This is a genomic window from Nocardia sp. NPDC059228, from assembly GCF_042754245.1.
Lineage (GTDB): Bacteria > Actinomycetota > Actinomycetes > Mycobacteriales > Mycobacteriaceae > Nocardia.
The window spans coordinates 172,174-193,730 of record NZ_JBHZAL010000010.1; the positions used below are offsets into that span (position 1 = coordinate 172,174).

Consider the following 21,557-nt stretch of genomic DNA (forward strand, 5'->3'; position numbering starts at 1 on the left):
GGACATGAAGCTCCCAAGCACTGCTTATTCCCCGCCGAAGCGGGCGTACTGACTGTTTAGTCGGTTAGCTTAGCGCTCGATATCGGTCGCGTCGAGTTCATGGCCGATCCGCCGACGCGTCGCCGGATCGGCAACTTTCCCGGACAGGGCGCCAGGCGAGAACGACCGGGTGAGCCTGGGCTCACCCGGTCGTCGCCGCTAACCCGCGAGCCAGCCCTCGATCACGTCCGCGGCATCCGCCGAGCCGTCCTCGAGGATCGTGAAGTGATCAGCCTGGACGGGCACGACGGAATGCGTTGCGTCCCAGGGCTGGGCCTGCCAGTCCGCGCGCTCTTCCGAACTTCCCAGGAACGACCGGGCGCACTGGACGAACAAGGTCGGTGTGACAACGGGGCCGGGCGCCATCTCCTGGAGCAGCCGGACATACCAGCCCATACCGGACAAGCGGGCCTGGTCGAAGCGGCCGAAGGTCGCCTCGTTGGACACCATGTGCTCGGCCATCGCCCGCAGCAGCCATTCGCCGCCGCCATCGTCCACCCGGTAGGTATCGAGCATGACCACGCCCGCGGGCGCGGGTCCGCCCACCGCCTCCAGGTGTTCGGTGAGGAGGTAGGCCAGCAGGCCGCCCGAGGAGTACCCGAGCAACACGAACGGATCTCCTTGCGCCGCTTCGAGAACATTGCGCGCCAGGGCCTCCAAGGCCGCCGTCGGCGTCGCCGGCAGGGGTTCTCCCGTCCGGCAGCCGATCGGCGACAGCGCCACGACCTCACGGGCGGTGCGCAGGTGCGAGGCGATCCTGGCGTACTGATGCGCGCCGCCGGTGGCCAGTGGCGGTGTGAGGCAGATGATCCGCGGCAGAGCCGAACCCGCGGCGACTCGCGCCGGCACCGATAGCTGGTCCAGTTCGGACGCCGACGCGAACTGCTCGCGCAGCTCCGCCGCCAGATTCAACAGTGCGAAGCCGGTGCCGACCCGCCCGGATTCCACTGCGCCGCGGAACATTCCGTACAGCGAGTCGTCTTCGCTCACCCGCTCGCTGTCGCTTCGGGTGGCTGTGGTGAGCTCCTTCCGCAGGTATCGGGCCAGTGCCGCAGGCGTTTTGTGATCGAAGATCGCGGCGGTCGGCAGGGTCAGGCCGGTGGAGGCGTTCAGCGCGGTCCGCAACTCCATGGCGGCCAGTGAGTCGAACCCGGCCTCGAGGAAGTCGCGCTCGGGGTCGAGAGCATCGGCGCTCTCGTGCCCGAGCAGCCTGGCGGCGTTCTCGAGGATGTGGGTCCGGAGCCACTGTTCCTGCTCGGACTCCGAGAGCTGTGCCAGCTGCCTGCGCAGCGCTCCCGCGTCCTGTGTTCCGCTGCTGTGCCGGCGCCCGGCCCGCTTGGCCAGGTCGCCGAGCAGTGCGGGCACCGCATCCCGGGCGCGCAGCGCGGCCAGGTCGATCTCGACCGGCACGTGCACCGGACGCGTCGTGGACACTGCCGCGTCGAACAATTCGAGCGCCTTGTCCGCGGCCAGCGGCGGCATGCCCTGTCGACGCATGCGCAGCCGGTCGGCCTGGCTGAGCCATTGCGACAGTCCGGTTTCGATGTCCCACAGACCGTAGGCGAGCGAGGTGGCCGGTAGGCCCTCGGCGCGCCGGAAGAGGGCGAGGGCATCGAGGAACACGTTGGCCGCCGCGTAACCACCCTGCCCGGCAGGCAGGATCGAACCTGCCACCGAGGAGATCATCACGAACGCGGACAGTCCGGCGTCGTGAGTGAGCTCGTGCAGATACCACGCCGCGTCGGCCTTGGCACCGAGGCAGTAGTCGATCTGCTCCGGCGTCAAGGTGTCGACCAGACCGTTGTGGGCGACGCCCGCCACGTGGACGACCGCACCCAGCGGATGCTCCGGGGGTATCGAAGCGAGCAGGTCCCGCAACGCATTTCGGTCGGTGACATCGCAGGCGGCCACGCGGACCCGGGCGCCGAGAGCGCCGAGCTCGTCGATCAGATCCGCGACGGCGTCCGGTCCACGACGACCGGCCAGCAGCAGGTGCCGCACACCGTGTTCGGTCACCAGATGCTCGGCGAGGTGGCGACCGATCCCGCCGGTGCCACCGGTAATCAGCACCGTCCGTTCGGGATCCCACGGTGCCCGCGGCTCCGGTTCGGGCGATGCGGCGCGAACCAGGCGCGGCACCCGCGCCCCGTCGGCGTCGACGGCCAGTTCCGGCTCGCCCGAGATCGCCGCGGCGACAGAGTGATCCGCCGCTGTCTCCGCACGCGCCTCGATGAGCACGATCCGCCCGGGGTTCTCCGCCTGCGCCGCGCGCACCAGACCCCACACCGCGGCCGCGGCCAGGTCGGTGTCGGAGCCGCTGATCACCGCCAAAGTTGTTGCGGCGTATCGCTCTTCGCTCAGGAACTGCTGGATGACGCCCAGCGTGCGGTGCAGCGCGGTGCGCAACCGGGCCGGCACGTCGTCGCCGTCGACCGGGGGTCGGAAGAACAGGACCGACGCCGGCTCCGCCGCGCCCCATTCGGCCCACGAGACTCCCGCCGCCGAACGCAGTTCCGGACCGGGCCGCCAGGTGAGCTCGTACAGCGCGTCCTGCGAGGATCGGGCCGCCCCCGAGAGCAGTTCGACCGACAGCGGCCGCAAGGCGAGCGAACGCACCGAAAGCAGTGGCGCGCCACCGGAATCGGCCATCGCCAGGGTGACTTCTCCCTGATTCAGCCAGGTCAACCGGACCCGCACCCGCCGGGCGCCGTCCGCGTGCACACGCACCGAAGACCACGCGAACGGCACCAGGGTCGGCCGCTCGGCGTGCTCGTCCACGCCCTCGGGAAGGCCGAAGGACAGTGCGTGCATGGCCGAGTCGAGCAGCGCGGGATGCACGCCGTAGCCCTGGGTCGAGGTCTGCTCGGGGAGAGCGACTTCGGCGAAGAGATCCGCCCCGCGACGCCACAGGGCCGACAGCCCTTGGAAGGCGGGCCCGTAGTGGTACCCGTTCTCCGCGAGGTCGTCATAAGCCCCGTCCAACGGGACGGCGGTGGCACCGGCCGGTGGCCACTGCACGAAGTCGGTCCAGCCGTCGCCGCCGGCCTCCTGCCCCGGGCTCACCGTGCCGTGCGCGTGGTGGGTCCACGAGAGCGACGGATCGTCCTCGTCCTTGCGCGAGTAGATGTCGAGCCCTCGGCGACCGGTCTCATCGCTGTCACCGACGATCACCTGGATCTGTACTCCGCCATGCCCGTGCAACACCAGCGGGGCCAGCAGTGTGAGTTCCTCGAGTTCCGGGCAGTCGACCTGGTCTCCGGCGTGCACGGCGAGCTCGACGAATCCGGTGCCGGGGAGCAGCACCGTGCCGAGCACGTCGTGATCGGCCAGCCAGGGATGGGTGGCCGTGGACAGGCGGCCGGTGAACCTGACTCCGCCGCTCTCCGGCTGTGCCACCATCGCGCCGAGCATGGGGTGCTCGGTGGACCGCAGGCCGAGCGCGTGCGCCTCGCCGGTGTGCAGTGGGCCGGTGGCCCAGAAGCGGCGGTGCTGGAAGCTGTAGGTCGGGAGGTCGGTCTTCGTGCCACCGACTCCGGCGTAGTAGCTGGTCCAATCCACCGTCGCACCGGTGACGTGCAGACGGGCGAGGCCCGTCAGCAGGGTCACGGGGGTCGCGTTGTCTCGTCTGGTGAGAGCGATTGTGGTTGCGGTATCGAGGGTTTGGGCGATCATCGGGGTCAGCACCGCGTCGGGACCGACCTCGGCGAACCTGGACGCGCCGAGCTCGGCGGCCGTGGCGACCGCGTCGGCGAACCGGACGGTCTCCCGGACCTGACGCACCCAGTACGACGGATCCGACATCTCGTCGGCCACCCGCAGACCGGTCACCGTCGACACCAGCGGGATCCGAGGGCGGGCGAACGCCAAACCTCGTATCGCTGTGGCGAATTCGGCCAGCATCGGTTCCATGGACGCCGAATGGAAGGCATGCGAAACACGCAACCGATGCGTCCGCCAACCCTTGTGCGCACACCGCTCAGCGACAGCGACGACATCGTCCTCGACGCCGGACAACACCACCGACGCAGGGCCATTCACCGCCGCGATCGACACCTCACCGGCCAGCAACGGCAACACATCGGACTCGGACACACCGACCGCGACCATCGCCCCACCGGCGGGCAATGCCTGCATCAACCGGCCACGCGCCGCTACCAGCACACACGCATCCGCCAGAGACAACACCCCGGCCACATGAGCGGCAGCCACCTCACCAATCGAATGACCCGCCACCACATCCGAACGCACGCCCCACGACTCGAGCAGACGGAACAACGCCACCTCGAACGCGAACAAACCCGCCTGCGCAAACACCGTCCGATCAACCAGATCGGCGTCCGCCAACGCCTCGCTCAGCGAAACCGACTGCCCCAGCAACAGATCCAGCTCAGCGACAATCGCATCGAACACCTCGGCGAACACCGGATACGCCGCACGCAGTTCGGCAGCCATACCGACCCACTGCGCACCCTGACCCGAGAACACCGCAGCGGTCGAACCCGACGTCACGCGTCCGGTCACCACACCGGGGACCTGCTCACCGGCAGCCAACGACCGCACGCCCGCGAGCAGACCATCGCGACTCTCGGCCACCACAACCGCGCGATGCTCGAAAACGGCGCGCGTGGACGCCAGGGAGAAGCCGACATCCACCGGATTCAGGTTGCGATCAGCCACATGGGACGCCAGGCGAGCAGCCTGACCGCCGAGCGCTTCACCGCTTCGTGCCGAAACCACCCAGGGCAGCAGCCCATCAGCACGGTCGGCCGTCACCGGCGCCTGATCCACCACCGGAGCCTGCTCGACGATGACGTGGGCATTCGTGCCACTGATACCGAACGAGGACACACCGGCACGACGCGGACGATCCACCTCCGGCCACGCCACCGCCTCGGTCAGCAACCGGATATGGCCTTCACTCCAATCGACTTTGGTGCTGGGCGCATCGACGTGCAGCGTCTTGGGCAGCACGCCGTGGCGCATGGCCATCACCATCTTGATCACACCACCCACACCGGCCGCAGCCTGAGAGTGACCGATGTTGGACTTCAACGACCCCAGCCACAGCGGACGGTCCGCCGCACGGTCTTGGCCGTAGGTGGCCAGAAGCGCCTGGGCTTCAATGGGATCCCCCAACGTCGTACCGGTGCCGTGGGCCTCCACGACATCGACCTCGACCGGCGAGATCCCGGCATTGGCCAAAGCTTGGCGAATCACTCGGCGCTGCGACGGACCGTTCGGAGCGGTCAAACCATTCGACGCGCCATCCTGATTCACCGCCGAACCAGCGATCACCGCGAGCACCTGATGGCCGTTGCGGCGAGCATCGGACAGTCGCTCCAGCACCAGTACACCGGCACCTTCGGACCACCCGACACCATCGGCGGTGTCGGAGAAGGACTTACACCGACCATCCGGAGACAAGCCCCGCTGACGGCTGAACTCCACGAAGGTCTCCGGCGTGGCCATCACCGCCACACCACCGGCCAGCGCCAGGTCACATTCACCCGACCGCAGCGACTGCGCCGCCAGATGCATGGCCACCAGGGACGACGAGCAGGCCGTGTCGACCGAGACGGCCGGGCCCTCCAATCCAAGCGTGTAGGCGATGCGACCGGAGACGAGACTGCCGGTCGCGCTGTTCCCGCTGCCCTGGGCATAGTCGTGGTACATGACGCCGGTGAACACCCCGGTCGAGCTGCCGCGCAACACCGCCGGATCCACACCGGCGCGTTCCAGCGCCTCCCAGGTCGTTTCCAGGAGTTGCCGCTGTTGCGGATCCATCATCGTGGCTTCGTTGGGGCCGATGCCGAAGAAGTCCGCGTCGAATTCCGCAGCGGTGTGCAGGAATCCGCCTTCCCGGGTGTAGGACTTGCCCGCGCGGCCCGGTTCCGGATCGTAGAGGCCGGTGATGTCCCAGCCTCGATCGGTCGGGAGGGTCGACACCGCGTCCCCGCCGACCCGGACCAGTTCCCACAGTTCCTCGGGGGACGTGACGCCTCCGGGGTAGCGGCAGGCCATGCCGACGACGGCGATCGGGTCCGTGTCGACGGCCCTGCTGGCGGTCACCTCGACGTCGCGGCTGGTGCCGGCGAACTCGTCGGCCAGATATTTCGCCAGGGCCTGAGGTGTCGGGTAGTCGAACACCAAGGTCGCGGGCAACGGCAATCCCGTGACAGCTTTGAGAGCGTTGCGGAACTCGATAGCGGTGATCGAATCGAAGCCCAACTCGCCGAAGGCTTTGTCCGCCGCGACCGCGTTCACGTTCTGATGCCCCAGAATAGTGGCGACCTGCGCACGCACGATCTCCACGAGCACATCGAAACGTTCGCTCTCGGCAGTGTTCGCCAGCCGAGCCCGCAGCGCCGTGAAGGCACCCGAAGCCGCTTTGCGGCGCGCCGGGATGAGGCCCGCGAAGAGCGCCGGCGCGGCGCTGCCCGCGCTGCGGATGCTCTCGAAATCGAGACGGGCGAGGATCGGAGCCGCCACGTCTATCTCGAGAGCGGCATCGAACAGTGCGAGGCCCTGGTCCTCCGACAGCGGCAGCATGCCAGAACGCGAAAGGCGTTGACGGTCAACGTCACTGAGTTGTCCGGCCATGCCACCGTCCCACAGGCCCCAGGCCATCGAACTACCGGTTCCACCCGAAGCCCTGCGGTGTGCCGCCAGCGCATCCAGGCATGCGTTGGCCGCGGCGTAGTTGCCCTGACCGGGGTTGCCGAAGGCACCGGCGACCGAGCTGAACAACACGAACGCGTGCAATGGGAGTCCGGCGGTGAGTTCGTGCAGGTGCAGCGCGGCATCGACCTTGGGCCCCAGCACCGTATCCATGCGTGCCGGGGTCAGCGACGCGATCGCACCGTCATCGAGGACACCGGCCATGTGGAACACGCCCGTGAGCGGACGATCGGCGGGCACGCCCCCCAGCACCTCGGCGAGGGCGTCACGATCGGCGACATCACAGGCGGCGAACTCGACCTCGGCACCCAGCTGCCGCAGCTCCGCCCCGAGTTCCGCGGCGCCAGGCGCGGATTCGCCGCGCCTGCTCAACAGCAGCAAGCGACGAACACCGCGGGCCGCGACCAGATGCCGGGCGAACATCCCGGCGAGCAACCCGCCCGCGCCGGTGATCAGAACGGTGTCGTCCGGATCGAAGCCGGGAGCGGCGGTCGCCGTGGTGCCGGCCGCGCGGCCCAACCGCGCGATGTGCACCTGCCCGTCACGCACGGCCAGCTGCGGTTCGGCCGCGGCCACGATCCCGCCGAGCAGCCCGTCGAGTGCGGAGTCACTGTCGATCAAGACGATCCGGCCGGGATTCTCCGCCTGCGCGGAACGGACCAGACCGCCCACCGCGGCGCCGGCCAGGTTCGTAATGTCTTCCCCGGCAACAGAAACCGCGCCGCTGGTCCGAACCACCAGCACCGATTCGGTGAATCGCCGTTCTGCGATCCAGGACTGGAGGATCTCCAGAACGTCGTGCGTCGCCGCATGGATGGCGGCCGGATCGTTGCCGGCGGGGCACTCCAGCACGACCACCGGCGGGACCTGCTCACCGAGATCCGGCCACGCCACCGCGGTGACCTCGGCAGGACGCACCGCGATCGGCGTCCAGTCGATGTGGAACAGCCCATTGCCGGCGACGGAAGCGCCCGTGGTCAGTTGCGCGGGATCGATCGGCCGGGAGGCCAAGTGCCGCACGGTGGCCACCGCAGCACCGGTCGAGTCCGCCAGATCGATGGCAACGCCGTGCTCACCGGCACGGGTGAGCCGGACACGCAGGGCGTCGGCGCCGGCCGCGTGGACGGTGACACCGGACCATTCGAACGGCAGCGCCAGCCCGGCGCCCTCCGCCGATGTGTCCTCGGCAAAACGCAACGCGTGCAACGCCGCATCCAGCAGCGCCGGATGCAGACCGAACCGCTCCGCCTCGGCACGGGCCGCCTCGGGCAGTTCGACCTGGGCGTAGAGCAGCCCGTCCGCGGCGCGCCACACCGACTTCAGCGCCTGGAACACCGGTCCGTAGTGGTAGCCCTGCGCATCGAGCGAGTCGTAGGCACCGTCGATGTCCACGGCGACCGCACCGACCGGCGGCCATTGCACCAGATCGACAGGCGCACTGCCGATTCCGGGGGCGAGCACGCCTTCGGCGTGCAAGGTCCACGCCGGCGCCGCATCGACACCGTCCTCGGGGCGGGAGAAGATCCGCACCGCGCGACGGCCGGTCTCGTCCGGAGCACCGGCCACCACGCGCACCGCGAGTCCCGCGGACTCCGGGAGTGCCAGCGGGACCTGGAGGACCAGTTCCTCGAGGGTCGAGCAGCCGACCTGTTCGCCGGCGTGCAGGGCGAGTTCGACCAGACCGGTACCGGGGAACAGCACGGTGTCCATGACGGTGTGGTCGGCGAGCCAGGGGTGCGCCTGCACCGACAGCCGGCCGGTCAGGGTCACCGCGTCGGAATCCGGTTGGGACACCACCACCGAGGCCAGGGGGTGTCCGGTGGCGGCGAGACCCATGGACCGGGCGTCACCGCCGGCGGCGGAGCCGTCGAGCATCCAGTAGCGGCTGCGCTGGAAAGCGTAGGTGGGCAGGTCGATTCGCTCGGCTCCGGTACCGGCGTAGAGGCCGGCCCAGTCGACGTGAGCGCCGGTCACGAACAGCCCGGCCACTCCAGCCAGCACGGCCGACGCGTCCGCCTGACCACGACGCGCCAGCGCCACCACCGCGGCAGCACCGTCATCGAGAGTCTGGGCGACCATCGGGGTCAGCACCGCGTCGGGTCCGACCTCGGCGAATCTGGACACACCCATACCCGCCATCGCGGTCACCGCATCGGCGAACCGCACGGTGTCCCGGACCTGACCGACCCAGTACGACGGATCCGACATCTCGTCACCGATCCGGGCGCCGGTCACCGTCGACACCAACGGAATGCTCGGGCTAGCGAACGCCAAACCCTCGATCGCCGAAGCGAACTCGGCCAGCATCGGCTCCATCAACGCCGAATGGAAAGCATGCGAGACCCGCAACCGGTGCGTCCGCCAACCCTGCTGGGCACACTGCTCGGCGACAGCCACGACGGCAGCTTCCACGCCGGAGAGCACCACCGACGACGGGCCGTTGACCGCCGCGATCGACACCTCACCGGCGGACACGTCACCGGCCGCCAGCAGCGCCCGAACGTCGGTCTCGGAGGCACCGACAGCGACCATCGCCCCACCGGTGGGCAAAGCCTGCATCAACCGGCCACGCGCGGCCACCAGCACACACGCATCCGTCAGAGACAACACCCCGGCCACATGAGCGGCAGCCACCTCACCAATCGAATGACCCGCCACCACATCCGCACGCACGCCCCACGACTCGAGCAGACGGAACAACGCCACCTCGAACGCGAACAATCCCGCCTGCGCGAACACCGTCTGGTCGACCAGGTCGGCACCGGCCAAGGCTTCAGTCAACGAAACCTGCTGCCCCAGCAGCGGATCCAGCCCGGCGACAATCGCATCGAACACCTCGGCGAACACCGGATACGCCGCACGCAGTTCGGCAGCCATACCGACCCACTGCGCACCCTGACCCGAGAACACCACACCGGTCGAACCCGACACCACACGACCGGATACCACACCCGGAGCCGTTTCGCCGCGCCCCACCGCTCGAGTGCCGGCCCGCAGGCCGTCGTGCTCGGGGGACAACACCACAGCGCGATGGTCGAACAGCACCCTCGAAGTCACGAGCGAGAAGCCGATGTCGATCGGGTCGTGATCGTGCTCGTCCGTATGGGACGTCAGGCGGGCAGCCTGGTCGGCGAGAGCCTCGGCGGTACGTGCCGAGAGCACCCACGGCAGCACTGCACCGGCCGGGACGGTCTTGGTCGCCGGAGCCGGGGCCGCTGCCGGAGCCTGTTCGACGATGAGGTGGGCGTTGGTGCCGCTGATACCGAAGGAGGACACTCCGGCGCGACGCGGACGATCAACGTCCGGCCACGCGACGGCCTCGGTCAGCAACCGGATATGACCTTCGCTCCAATCGACTTTGGTACTGGGCTGATCCACGTGCAGCGTTCGCGGCAGCAGGCCATGGCGCATCGCCATGACCATCTTGATGACACCACCCACACCGGCCGCAGCCTGAGCGTGACCGATATTGGACTTCAACGAACCCAACCACAGCGGACGATCCGCCTCGCGGTCCTGTCCGTAGGTCGCGAGTAGCGCCTGGGCTTCGATCGGATCGCCCAAAGTCGTTCCCGTGCCATGAGCTTCGACCACATCCACGTCGGCCGAAGTCACCCGGGCATTGGCCAGCGCTTGGCGGATGACCCGCCGCTGCGAGGGACCATTCGGCGCGGTCAGACCATTCGACGCGCCATCCTGGTTCACCGCCGAACCGGCGATCACCGCGAGAATCTGGTGACCGTTGCGCCGGGCGTCGGAGAGTCGCTCCAGCACCAGCATTCCGGCGCCTTCGGACCAGGCGACACCGTCGGCGGCGTCGGCGAAGGACTTGCATCGTCCATCCGGTGCGAGCCCGCGCTGACGACTGAACTCGAGGAACATGTCCGGGGTGGCCATCACAGCGACACCACCGGCCAATGCCAGATCGCACTCCCCCGACCGCAGCGACTGCGACGCCAGATGCAGCGCCACCAGCGACGACGAACACGCCGTGTCGACCGAGACGGCCGGGCCCTCCAATCCCAGCGTGTAAGCGATCCGGCCCGAGACCAGACTGCCGCCGGTGCTGGCTCCGGTCCCGGTTCCCTGGGCGTAGTCGTGGTACATCACGCCGGTGAACACACCGGTCGAGCTGCCGCGCAGCACTGCCGGATCCACACCGGCGCGCTCCAATGCCTCCCACGAGACCTCCAGCAGCAATCGCTGCTGGGAGTCCATCATCGTGGCTTCGTTGGGGCTGATACCGAAGAATTCGGCATCGAATTCCGCTGCGGAGTAGAGGAATCCGCCCCGGCGCGTGTAGGTCCTGCCTACCTTGCCGGGCTCGGGATCGTAGATGCCGTCGATGTCCCAGCCACGATCCACCGGCAGCTCACCGGTGGTGTCGGCACCCGAGACGACGAGGCTCCACAGATCCTCCGGCGACATGACGCCACCCGGATAGCGACATCCCATCGCCACCACGGCAATCGGCTCGTCGTCGGCCCGAACTCGACTGGTCGCGAGTTCTTCGACGGCTCCGGCGCCGGTGAGCTGCGAACCGATGAACTCCGCGACGACCTGCGGATTGGGGTAGTCGAAGACGAGGGTGGCCGGTAGTTGCAGGCCGGTCGCGGTATTGAGTTTGTTGCGGAACTCGACCGCGCTGAGCGAGTCGAAACCGAGCTGCTGGAAGGCCTGCTGGGGTTCGACAGCTGCCATGGAGGCGTGCCCGAGAATGTCGGCGGCAGTGGACCGGACGAGTTCGAGCAGCGCGCTGTCGCGCTCGCTGTCGGAGAGACCGGCCAGCTTCCGCAGGAAGGCCTGGCCTGCCGCGCTGCGAGTGTGGCGGCGCACGGGCGTCGGGACGACCGCGCGCAGGAGCGCCGGGATCCGCTCGCCCTGGGCTCGCAGGATGGCCGGATCGACTCGCAGCGCGACCAGTTGGGCCTGGTCGGTGGCGATCGCCGAGTCGAACAGTGCCAGGCCCTCGGCCTCGGTCAGTGGCGGGTAGCCCTGCCGCCGCATCCGGTCGAAGTCGCTCTCGGACAGCTCGGCGCCGAGCGCGGTGGACCGCGCCCACAACCCGTAATCGATGGATGTCGCGGGCAATCCCAGGCCGCGACGGTGGGCGGCGAGGGCGTCCAGGAAGACATTCGCGGCGGCGTAGTTCGCTTGGCCGGCGGCCAGTACCAGGCCACCCGCCGACGACAGCAGCACGAACAACTCCAGCGACCGGTCGCGGGTGAGTTCGTGCAGATGCCACGCGGCGTCGACCTTGGGCCGGAACACCTGCTCGATGCGGTCGGGCGTGATCGATTCGATCAGGCCGTTGTCGGCGGTTCCGGCCGCGTGGATCACTCCGGCCAGGGGGTGCTGGCCGGAGATGGTCTCGAGCAGGGCGGCCAGCGCGTCTCGATCGGACACGTCACACGCGGCGATGGTGACCTCGGCGCCGAGCTCGACGAGTTCGTCCCGAAGCTCGGTGGCTCCCGGCGCATCCGGGCCACGGCGACCGGTCAGAAGCAGTTGGCGCACACCGTGTTCGGTCACCAGATGGCGGGCGATCACCGCACCGAGACCACCGGTGCCGCCGGTGATCAGCACCGTGCCCGACGCTGCCGATCGAACAATCGTGCCCGAAGCGTGGCGACTCAAACGCGGCACGAGCACGCTCGTGCCGCGCAGTGCGACCTCGGGTTCCGACGCGACAGCGGCGACCGCGGTCGCGGCGGCGAGCAGTTCACCGTTGTCATCCAGATCGAGAAGCTGGAAACGACCCGGGTGCTCCGCCTGCGCTGCCCGCACCAACCCCCACACCGGGGCCTGATCCAGCCGCACCTGATCCACGTCCGCGACGGTCACCGCCTGCCTGGTGAGCACCACCAAACGGGAACCGGCGAAACGAGATTCGGCCAGCCAGCGCTGAACGGTATCCAGGACGCCGGTGACAACCTCCCGTGCGGCCTCCGGCTCGGGGCCGTCACCGCGGGGGCAGTCCAGCAAGACGATCTCAGGGACAACCGCATCGGGATTCGCATCCAGATCGGCGATCAACGCCGCGAGATCACGGTGGCCGGGCACCTCGTCAGCGCCCCGATCAGAACCGAGGAACGCCATCCGATCCGGTTCGACCGTCACCCCGTCCGACAACCCGGCGGCGACCCAGTCCACACCGAACAGGGCTTCCGACGCTGGCCGGCCGCCGAGCCGCTCGGCCGACACCGGCCGGGAGACCAGGGCATCCACCGACAACACCGGTTGCCCTTGCTCGTCGGCAAGCTGGACGGCAAACCTATTGTCCTGCAGCGCGATACGCACCCGCACTGCGGCAGCGCCGACCGCGTGCAGCGCCACCCGGTTCCAGGTGAAGGGCAGCACCGGCGAATCACCGCCGCCGTTGCGACGGCCGTGCACGATTCCGGCATGGAGAGCGGCGTCGAACAATGCGGGATGGATGCCGAAACCGTTGGCTTCCTGCGGATCCGGTAGCGCGACCTCGGCGAACAATTCTCCGTCGCGCTGCCATGCGGCCTGCAAACCCTGGAACAGGGGGCCGTAGCCGTATCCGAGATCGAACAGCTCGTCGTAGACGCCGTCGATATCCATCGGCTGCGCGCCGATCGGCGGCCATGCGGCGAGATCGAAATCCGCCGCCGCCTCGTCCGGCGCGAGCACACCTTCGGCGTTCAATGTCCACGACGACGCGGAATCCACGCCACTGTCGGGGCAGGAGAAGATCCGCACGCCGCGCCGACCCGCGCCGTCCGGGGCAGCGACCACCACGCGCACCGCGACCCCGGCCGACTCCGGAAGCACCAGCGGCGCTTGCAGGACCAGCTCGTCCAGGGTCGGGCAGCCGACGTGTTCTCCGGCCTGCAGGGCGAGTTCGACCAGTCCGGTGCCGGGCAGCAGGACAGTGTCCATGACCTTGTGATCGGCCAGCCATGGCTGGGTCTGGGCCGACAAACGGCCGCTGAGCGTGACCACCTCGGAATCCGGCTGCGCGACCACGGCCGAAACCAGCGGATGCCCGCTGGCCACGAAACCCATCGACCGGGCGTCGCCGCTACCGGTGGACGTCGGGGCCATCCAATAGCGCCGACGCTGGAAAGCGTAGGTGGGCAGGTCGATTCGCCGAGCACCGGAACCGGTGTACAGAGCGGCCCAATCGACCTGGGCGCCGGTCACGAACAACGCGGCCACTCCGGCCAGCAGTGTCGGCGCATCGGCCCGATCGCGACGGGCCAACGCGACCGCGGCGGCGGCGCCGTCATCGAGGGTCTGGGCGATCATGGGGGTCAGTACCGCATCGGGACCGACCTCGGCGAACCTGGACACGCCCGAATCAGCCATCGCCACAACGGCATCCGCGAAGCGCACCGATTCTCGGACCTGCTCCACCCAGTACGAGGGAGCACGCATCTCGTCGACGATCCGAGCGCCGGTCACGGTCGACACCAGCGGGATGCTCGGGCTGGAGAAGGCCAAACCCTCGATCGCCGAGGCGAATTCGGCCAGCATGGGCTCCATCAACGCCGAATGGAAAGCATGCGAGACACGTAGCCGGTGAGTGCGCCAACCCTGCTCGGCGCAACGATCGGCAACAGCCACGACGTCGTCCTCGACACCGGACAACACGACCGACGACGGGCCGTTGACCGCCGCGATCGACACCTCACCGGCCAGCAACGGCAACACATCGGACTCGGAAGCACCAACCGCGACCATCGCCCCACCGGCGGGCAAAGCCTGCATCAACCGGCCACGCGCAGCCACCAGCACACACGCATCCGCCAGAGACAACGCACCCGCCACATGAGCGGCAGCCACCTCACCAATCGAATGACCCGCCACCACATCCGCACGCACGCCCCACGATTCGAGCAGCCTGAACAACGCCACCTCGAACGCGAACAAACCCGCCTGCGCGAACACCGTCCGATCAACCAGATCGGCGTCCGCCAACGCCCCGCTCAATGAAACCCGCTGCCCCAGCAACGGATCCAGCTCGGCGGCAATCGCATCGAACACCTCGGCGAACACCGGATACGCCGCACGCAACTCGGCAGACATACCGACCCACTGCGCACCCTGACCCGAGAACACCACACCCGTCGAACCCGACACCACACGACCGGTCACCACACCGGGGACCTGCACACCCGCAGCCAACGACCGGAGTCCCGCGAGGAGACCTTCCCGGCCCTCGGCCACCACGACAGCACGATGCTCGAGCACAGTGCGCGTGGACGCCAGCGAGAAACCGATATCGATCGGATCGTGTTCGCCCACGGACGATGCCAAACGGGCAGCCTGGCCGGCGAGAGCGTCACTACCGCGCGCCGAAACCACCCACGGCAGCGCCGCCGGAACGGTCTCGACCACCGGCACCGACTCCGCCACCGGAGCTACCGGGGCCTGCTCGACGATGAGGTGCGCGTTGGTGCCGCTGATACCGAAGGACGACACACCCGCACGACGCGGACGATCTGCCTCCGGCCACGCCACCGCCTCGGTCAGCAACCGCACATGGCCCTCGGACCAGTCGACCTTGGTGCTGGGCTGATCAGCATGCAGCGTCCGGGGTAGGACCCCGTGCTGCATCGCCATCACCATCTTGATCACACCACCGACACCCGCCGCAGCCTGAGAGTGACCGATATTGGACTTCAACGACCCCAGCCACAGCGGACGGTCCGCCGCACGGTCTTGGCCGTAGGTGGCCAGAAGCGCCTGGGCTTCAATGGGATCCCCCAACGTCGTACCGGTGCCGTGGGCCTCCACGACATCGACCTCGACCGGCGAGATCCCGGCATTGGCCAAAGCTTGGCGAATCACTCGGCGCTGCGACGGACCGTTCGGAGCGGTCAAACCATTCGACGCGCCATCCTGATTCACCGCCGAACCAGCGATCACCGCGAGCACCTGATGGCCGTTGCGCCGGGCATCGGACAGTCGCTCCAGCACCAGTACACCGGCACCTTCGGACCACCCGACACCATCGGCGGTGTCGGAGAAGGACTTACACCGACCATCCGGAGACAAGCCCCGCTGACGGCTGAACTCCACGAAGGTCTCCGGCGTGGCCATCACCGCCACACCACCGGCCAGCGCCAGGTCACATTCACCCGACCGCAGCGACTGCGCCGCCAGATGCATGGCCACCAGGGACGACGAGCAGGCCGTGTCCACGGTGACCGCGGGGCCTTCGAGGCCGAACACGTACGAGACCCGGCCCGAGACCAAGCTCCCGGTTGCGTTGTTCCCGGTACCTTGCGCGTAGTCGTGGTACATCATGCCGGTGAAGACACCGGTCGAACTGCCGCGCAGCACCACCGGATCCACACCGGCGCGCTCCAATGCCTCCCACGAGACCTCCAGCAGCAACCGCTGCTGAGGATCCATCATCGCGGCTTCGTTGGGGCTGATACCGAAGAATTCCGCGTCGAATTCAGCTGCGGAGTACAGGAATCCGCCCTGACGGGTGTACGTCTTGCCCGCGTGACCGGGTTCGGGATCGTAGATGCCCTCGATATCCCAGCCGCGATCCGTCGGCATCTCGCCGGTGGCATCGATGCCGGAGGTGACCAGATTCCACAGGTCTTCCGGTGAGGCGACGCCGCCCGGATAGCGGCAGCTCATCGCTACCACCGCAATCGGCTCGTCGTCGACGGCCGCGCTGGCGGTCACCTCGGCCTCCCGGCCGGTGCCGGTGAATTCGTCGGCCAGATATCTCGCCAGCGCCTGCGGTGTCGGGTAGTCGAATACCAGTGTCGCGGGCAGCGATAGGCCGGTGACGGCTTTGAGGGCGTTGCGGAACTCGACAGCGGTGATCGAGTCGAAGCCCAGCTCGCCGAAGGCCTTGTCCGCCGCGATCGCGTTCGTGTTCTGATGACCGAGAATCGCCGCGACCTGACCGCGCACGATCTCCACGAGCACACCGAAACGCTCGCTGTCGGGAGTGCCGGCCAGACGAGCACGCAATGGCGTCGCCGCACCAGAGGCCGCTCTGCGGCGAGCCGGGATCAAGCCGGAAAACAGTGCGGGCACGGCGAATTCGGTGCCCCGCAGGCTATCCAGGTCCAGGCGGGCGAGGACCGGGGCGGTCACGTCGCTCGCGGTGGCGGCGTCGAACAGCGCCAGGCCCTGGTCCTGCGACAGCGGCAGCAGGCCCGAACGCGAAATGCGGTGCAGGTCAGCGTCGCTGAGCTGCCCGGCCATGCCTCCGTCCCACAGACCCCAGGCCAGGGACTGCCCGTGGCTGCCCGAGGTCCTGCGCAGTGCCGCGAGCGCATCCAGGCACGCATTGGCCGCGGCATAGTTGCCCTGTCCGGCATTGCCGAACGCACCGGCGACCGAGCTGAACAGCACGAACGCTTTCAGCGGCAGATCGGCGGCGAGTTCGTGCAGGTGCAGGGCGGCATCGACCTTGGGGCCCAGCACCGCATCCATCCGGGCCGGGGTCAACGAGGCGACAGCGCCGTCGTCGAGGGCGCCGGCCATATGGAACACGCCGGTGAGCGGGTGTGCGGCAGGCACAGTCGCGATCGCCTGCGCGAGCGCGTCGCGATCGGCGACATCACACGCGACGAACTCGACCTCCGCGCCGAGCCGCTGTAGCTCCGTGCGCAACTCCGCGGCGCCGGGAGCGGCCTCGCCGCGTCGGCTCAGCAGCAACAGGCGACGCACGCCATGGGTATCGACCAGGTGCCGGGCGAACAGTCCGCCGAGCAGACCACTCGCACCGGTGATCAGAACAGTGTCGTCCGGATCGAAGGGATCGGTCGCCGAGGCGGTCGCCGCGGTGGCCCGGCTCAGTCGCGCACCGTGTACCTGCCCGGCACGCACGGCCACCTGTGGTTCCTGCGCGGCGAGAATCCCGCCCAGCAGCCCGTCGAGCACGGAGTCGGTGTCCACCAATACGATCCGGCCGGGGTTCTCCGCCTGCGCGGAGCGAACCAGGCCGCCGACTGCAGCACCGGCCAGGTTCGTAATACCCTCCCCGGCAACCGATACCGCTCCACTGGTCCGAACCACCAGCGTCGACTCGGCGAACCGAGAATCGGCGATCCAGGACTGAACCACCGCGAGAGCTGCATGGGTCGCGGCGTGGATGACCGCGGGGTCGTTGCCCTCCGGGCAATCGAACACGACCGCGGCCGGAACCTCGTCAGCGAGATCCGCCCAGGACACCGCGCCGACTTCGGCCGCGCCGATCGAGATCGGCGCCCAGCCGATCTGGAACAGCGCAGTGCCGACCGCGGATGCGCCGCCCGTGAGCTGCGCGGGATCGATGGGCCGGGAAGCCAGCTGCCGCACCGTCGCCACCGGGGTGCCGGTCGGGTCCGCCAGATCCAGGGTGACCGCGTGCTCGCCGACGCGGGTGAGCCGGACGCGCAGCGCGCCCGCTCCCGTCGCGTGCACGGCGACGCCGGACCACTCGAACGGCAAGGCCAGCCCGGCGCCCTCCGCGGGCATGCCATCGGCGAAGCGCAGGGCGTGCAGGGCGGCATCGAGCAGCGCCGGATGCACGCCGAACCGCTTGGCGTCCGGACGGGCCTGCTCCGGCAGCTCGACCTCGGCGTAGAGCACGCCGTCGGTGCCGCGCCACACCGAGGTCAGTGCCTGGAACACCGGACCGTAGTGGTAGCCCTGCGCATCGAGGGAGTCGTAGACACCGTCGATTTCGACGGCGGTGGCGCCGGCGGGCGGCCACTGCGCCAAATCCGCTGGCGCGCTGTCGAATCCCGATGCGAGCACGCCTTCGGCGTTCAATGTCCACAACGGCACCGCATCGACGCCGTCATCGGGGCAGGAGTAGACCCGCACTCCGCGTCGGCCTGCGGCGTCCTGGGCACCGACCACCACGCGCACCGCGACGCCTGCCGACTCCGGCAGCACCAGCGGCACCCGCAGGACCAACTCCTCGAGGGTCGAGCAGCCGGCCTGCTCACCGGCCTGCAGGGCGAGTTCGACCAAACCGGTGCCGGGGAACAGCACGGTGTCCATCACCCGGTGATCGGTCAGCCATGGATGCGTCTGCGCCGACAGTCGGCCGGTGAGGGTGACCGCGTCGGAGTCCGGTTGCGACACCATCACCGGGACCAGGGGATGTCCGGTGGCCGCCAGACCCATCGCCCGGGCATCGCCACCGACGGCGCCTGCCGCAATCCAGAAGCGCCGATGCTGGAATGCGTAGGTGGGCAGGTCGATTCGCTGAGCTCCGGAGTCGGCATAGAAGCCGGCCCAGTCGACGTCGGCTCCGGATACGAACAGCCCGGCCACGCTGGACAGCACGGAGAACGAATCTGCGCGATCTCGGCGCGCCAAGGCCACCACCGTGGCGGCGTCGTCGAGCGTCTGGGCGATCATGGGGGTGAGCACGGCGTCGGGTCCGACCTCGGCGAACCGGGACACGCCCGAATTCGCCATCGCGGCAACCGCATCGGCGAACCGCACGGTGTCGCGGACCTGACCGACCCAATACGACGGATCGATCATTTCGTCGGTGATCCGGGCGCCGGTGACCGTGGACACCAACGGGACGGTGGGACGAGCGAACGCCAAACCCGCTATCGCCGTGGCGAACTCGGCCAGCATCGGTTCCATCAGGGCCGAATGGAATGCATGCGACACCCGCAGCTTGTGTGTACGCCAACCACGCTCGGCGCACGCCTCGACAACGGCGGCGACGGCGTCTTCGACACCGGAGAGCACCACCGACGCAGGACCATTCACCGCCGCGACCGACACAGCACCGGACACCAGCAGGGGCAGCACATCGGCCTCGGAGGCACCGACAGCGACCATCGCGCCGCCAGTGGGCAGCGCCTGCATCAACCGGCCACGCGCCGCTACCAGCACACACGCATCCGCCAGAGACAACACCCCGGCCACATGCGCGGCAGCCACCTCACCGATCGAATGACCCGCCACCACATCCGCACGCACGCCCCAGGATTCGAGCAGACGGAACAACGCCACCTCGAACGCGAACAAACCCGCCTGCGTAAACACTGTCCGATCAACCAGATCGGCGCTCGCCAACGCCTCGCTCAACGAAACCGACTGCCCCAGCAGCGGATCCAGCTCAGTGACGATCGCGTCGTACGCCTCGGCGAACACCCGGTACGCCGCACGCAGTTCGGTAGCCATACCGGCCCACTGCGCACCCTGACCCGAGAACACCACACCGGTCGAACCCGCCCCCACGCGACCGGTCACGACGCCGGGAGTGGTTTCGGTGCGGCCCAGCGCCCCGACTCCTGCGAGGAGACCATCGCGGTCCTCGGCCATCACAACTGCGCGATGCTCGAAAACAGTACGTGTGGACGCCAGCGAGAAACCGAGATCGATCGGATCATGGTCGGCCGCATGCGATGTCAGGCGAACAGCCTGACCGGCGAGAGCCTCGCCGGTGCGTGCCGAAACCACCCACGGGAGCAGACCACCGGCCGGGACGGTCTGCACCGCCGGCACCTGATCCACCACAGGCTCGGTCACCGGGGCCTGCTCCACGATGACGTGTGCGTTGGTGCCGCTGATACCGAAAGAGGACACACCGGCACGACGCGGACGATCCACCTCCGGCCACGCCACCGCCTCGGTCAGCAGACGCACATGGCCCTCGGACCAATCCACCTTCGTGGAGGGCTGATCCACATGCAGGGTCTTGGGCAGCACGCCGTGGCGCATCGCCATGACCATCTTGATCACACCACCGACACCCGCCGCGGCCTGGGCGTGACCGATATTGGACTTCAGCGAGCCCAACCACAACGGACGGTCCGCGTCACGCTCCTGCCCGTATGTCGCCAGCAGCGCCTGGGCTTCGATCGGATCACCCAGCGTCGTACCGGTGCCGTGGGCTTCGACGACATCCACCTCCGCCGGGGACACCCCCGCATTGGTCAGAGCTTGGCGGATGACCCGTCGCTGCGAGGGACCGTTGGGTGCGGTCAAACCATTCGACGCGCCATCCTGATTCACCGCCGAACCAGCGATCACCGCGAGAATCTGATGGCCGTTGCGCTGGGCGTCGGAGAGTCGCTCCAACACCAGCACACCGACGCCCTCGGACCAGCCGACCCCATCGGCCGTGTCGGAGAAGGACTTACACCGACCATCCGGGGACAAACCCCGCTGACGGCTGAACTCCACGAAGGTCTCCGGCGTGGCCATCACTGCCACACCACCGGCCAGCGCCAGATCGCACTCCCCCGACCGCAGCGAGGCCGCCGCGGAATGCATTGCCACCAATGAGGACGAGCACGCCGTGTCCACGGTGACCGACGGCCCTTCCAGGCCGAACACATACGAGACCCGGCCGGAGGCAATGGATCCCGAATTCGCATTGGCCGGATAGTCGTGGTACATCATGCCGACCCACACGCCGGTCCGGCTGCCCTTCAGTGAGCCGGGGTCGACACCGGCCCGTTCGAACGCCTCCCATGAGGTCTCCAGCAGCAGAAACTGCTGCGGATCCATGAGCGCGGCTTCATTGGGACTGATGTTGAAGAACGCGGGGTCGAATTCACCTGCGGAATGCAGGAATCCGCCCGCGCGGGTATAGGTGCTGTTCGGTGTCTCCCCGGTCGCGTCGTAGAGGCGATCGATATCCCAGCCACGATTGCCGGGGAACTCCGAGGTCGCGTCCGTCCCCTCCGCGACCAGATTCCACAGCTCCTCAGGCGAACTGACCCCACCCGGATACCGGCAGGCCATACCCACAATCGCGATCGGTTCGCGAAGAGCCGCATCGAGCTTGCGATTGCGGGCGCGCAACCGCTCCGTCTCCTTGAGCGAGACGCGCAATGCCTGAGCGAGCTTCTGAGTATTGTCTTCGGGCTTCGTCATTA

The 21,557-nt window shown here is 68.5% G+C and carries 1 protein-coding gene; it reads right to left on the reverse strand.

Annotation, left to right across the window (positions count from 1 at the left end; all coding sequences use genetic code 11):
* Nucleotides 1–198: 198 nt before the first annotated feature.
* Complete coding sequence (locus ACFXKA_RS18310) at nucleotides 199–21,555, reverse strand: SDR family NAD(P)-dependent oxidoreductase (RefSeq protein ID WP_379428136.1); 21,357 nt, start codon at nucleotides 21,553–21,555, stop codon at nucleotides 199–201.
* Nucleotides 21,556–21,557 lie beyond the last annotated feature (2 nt).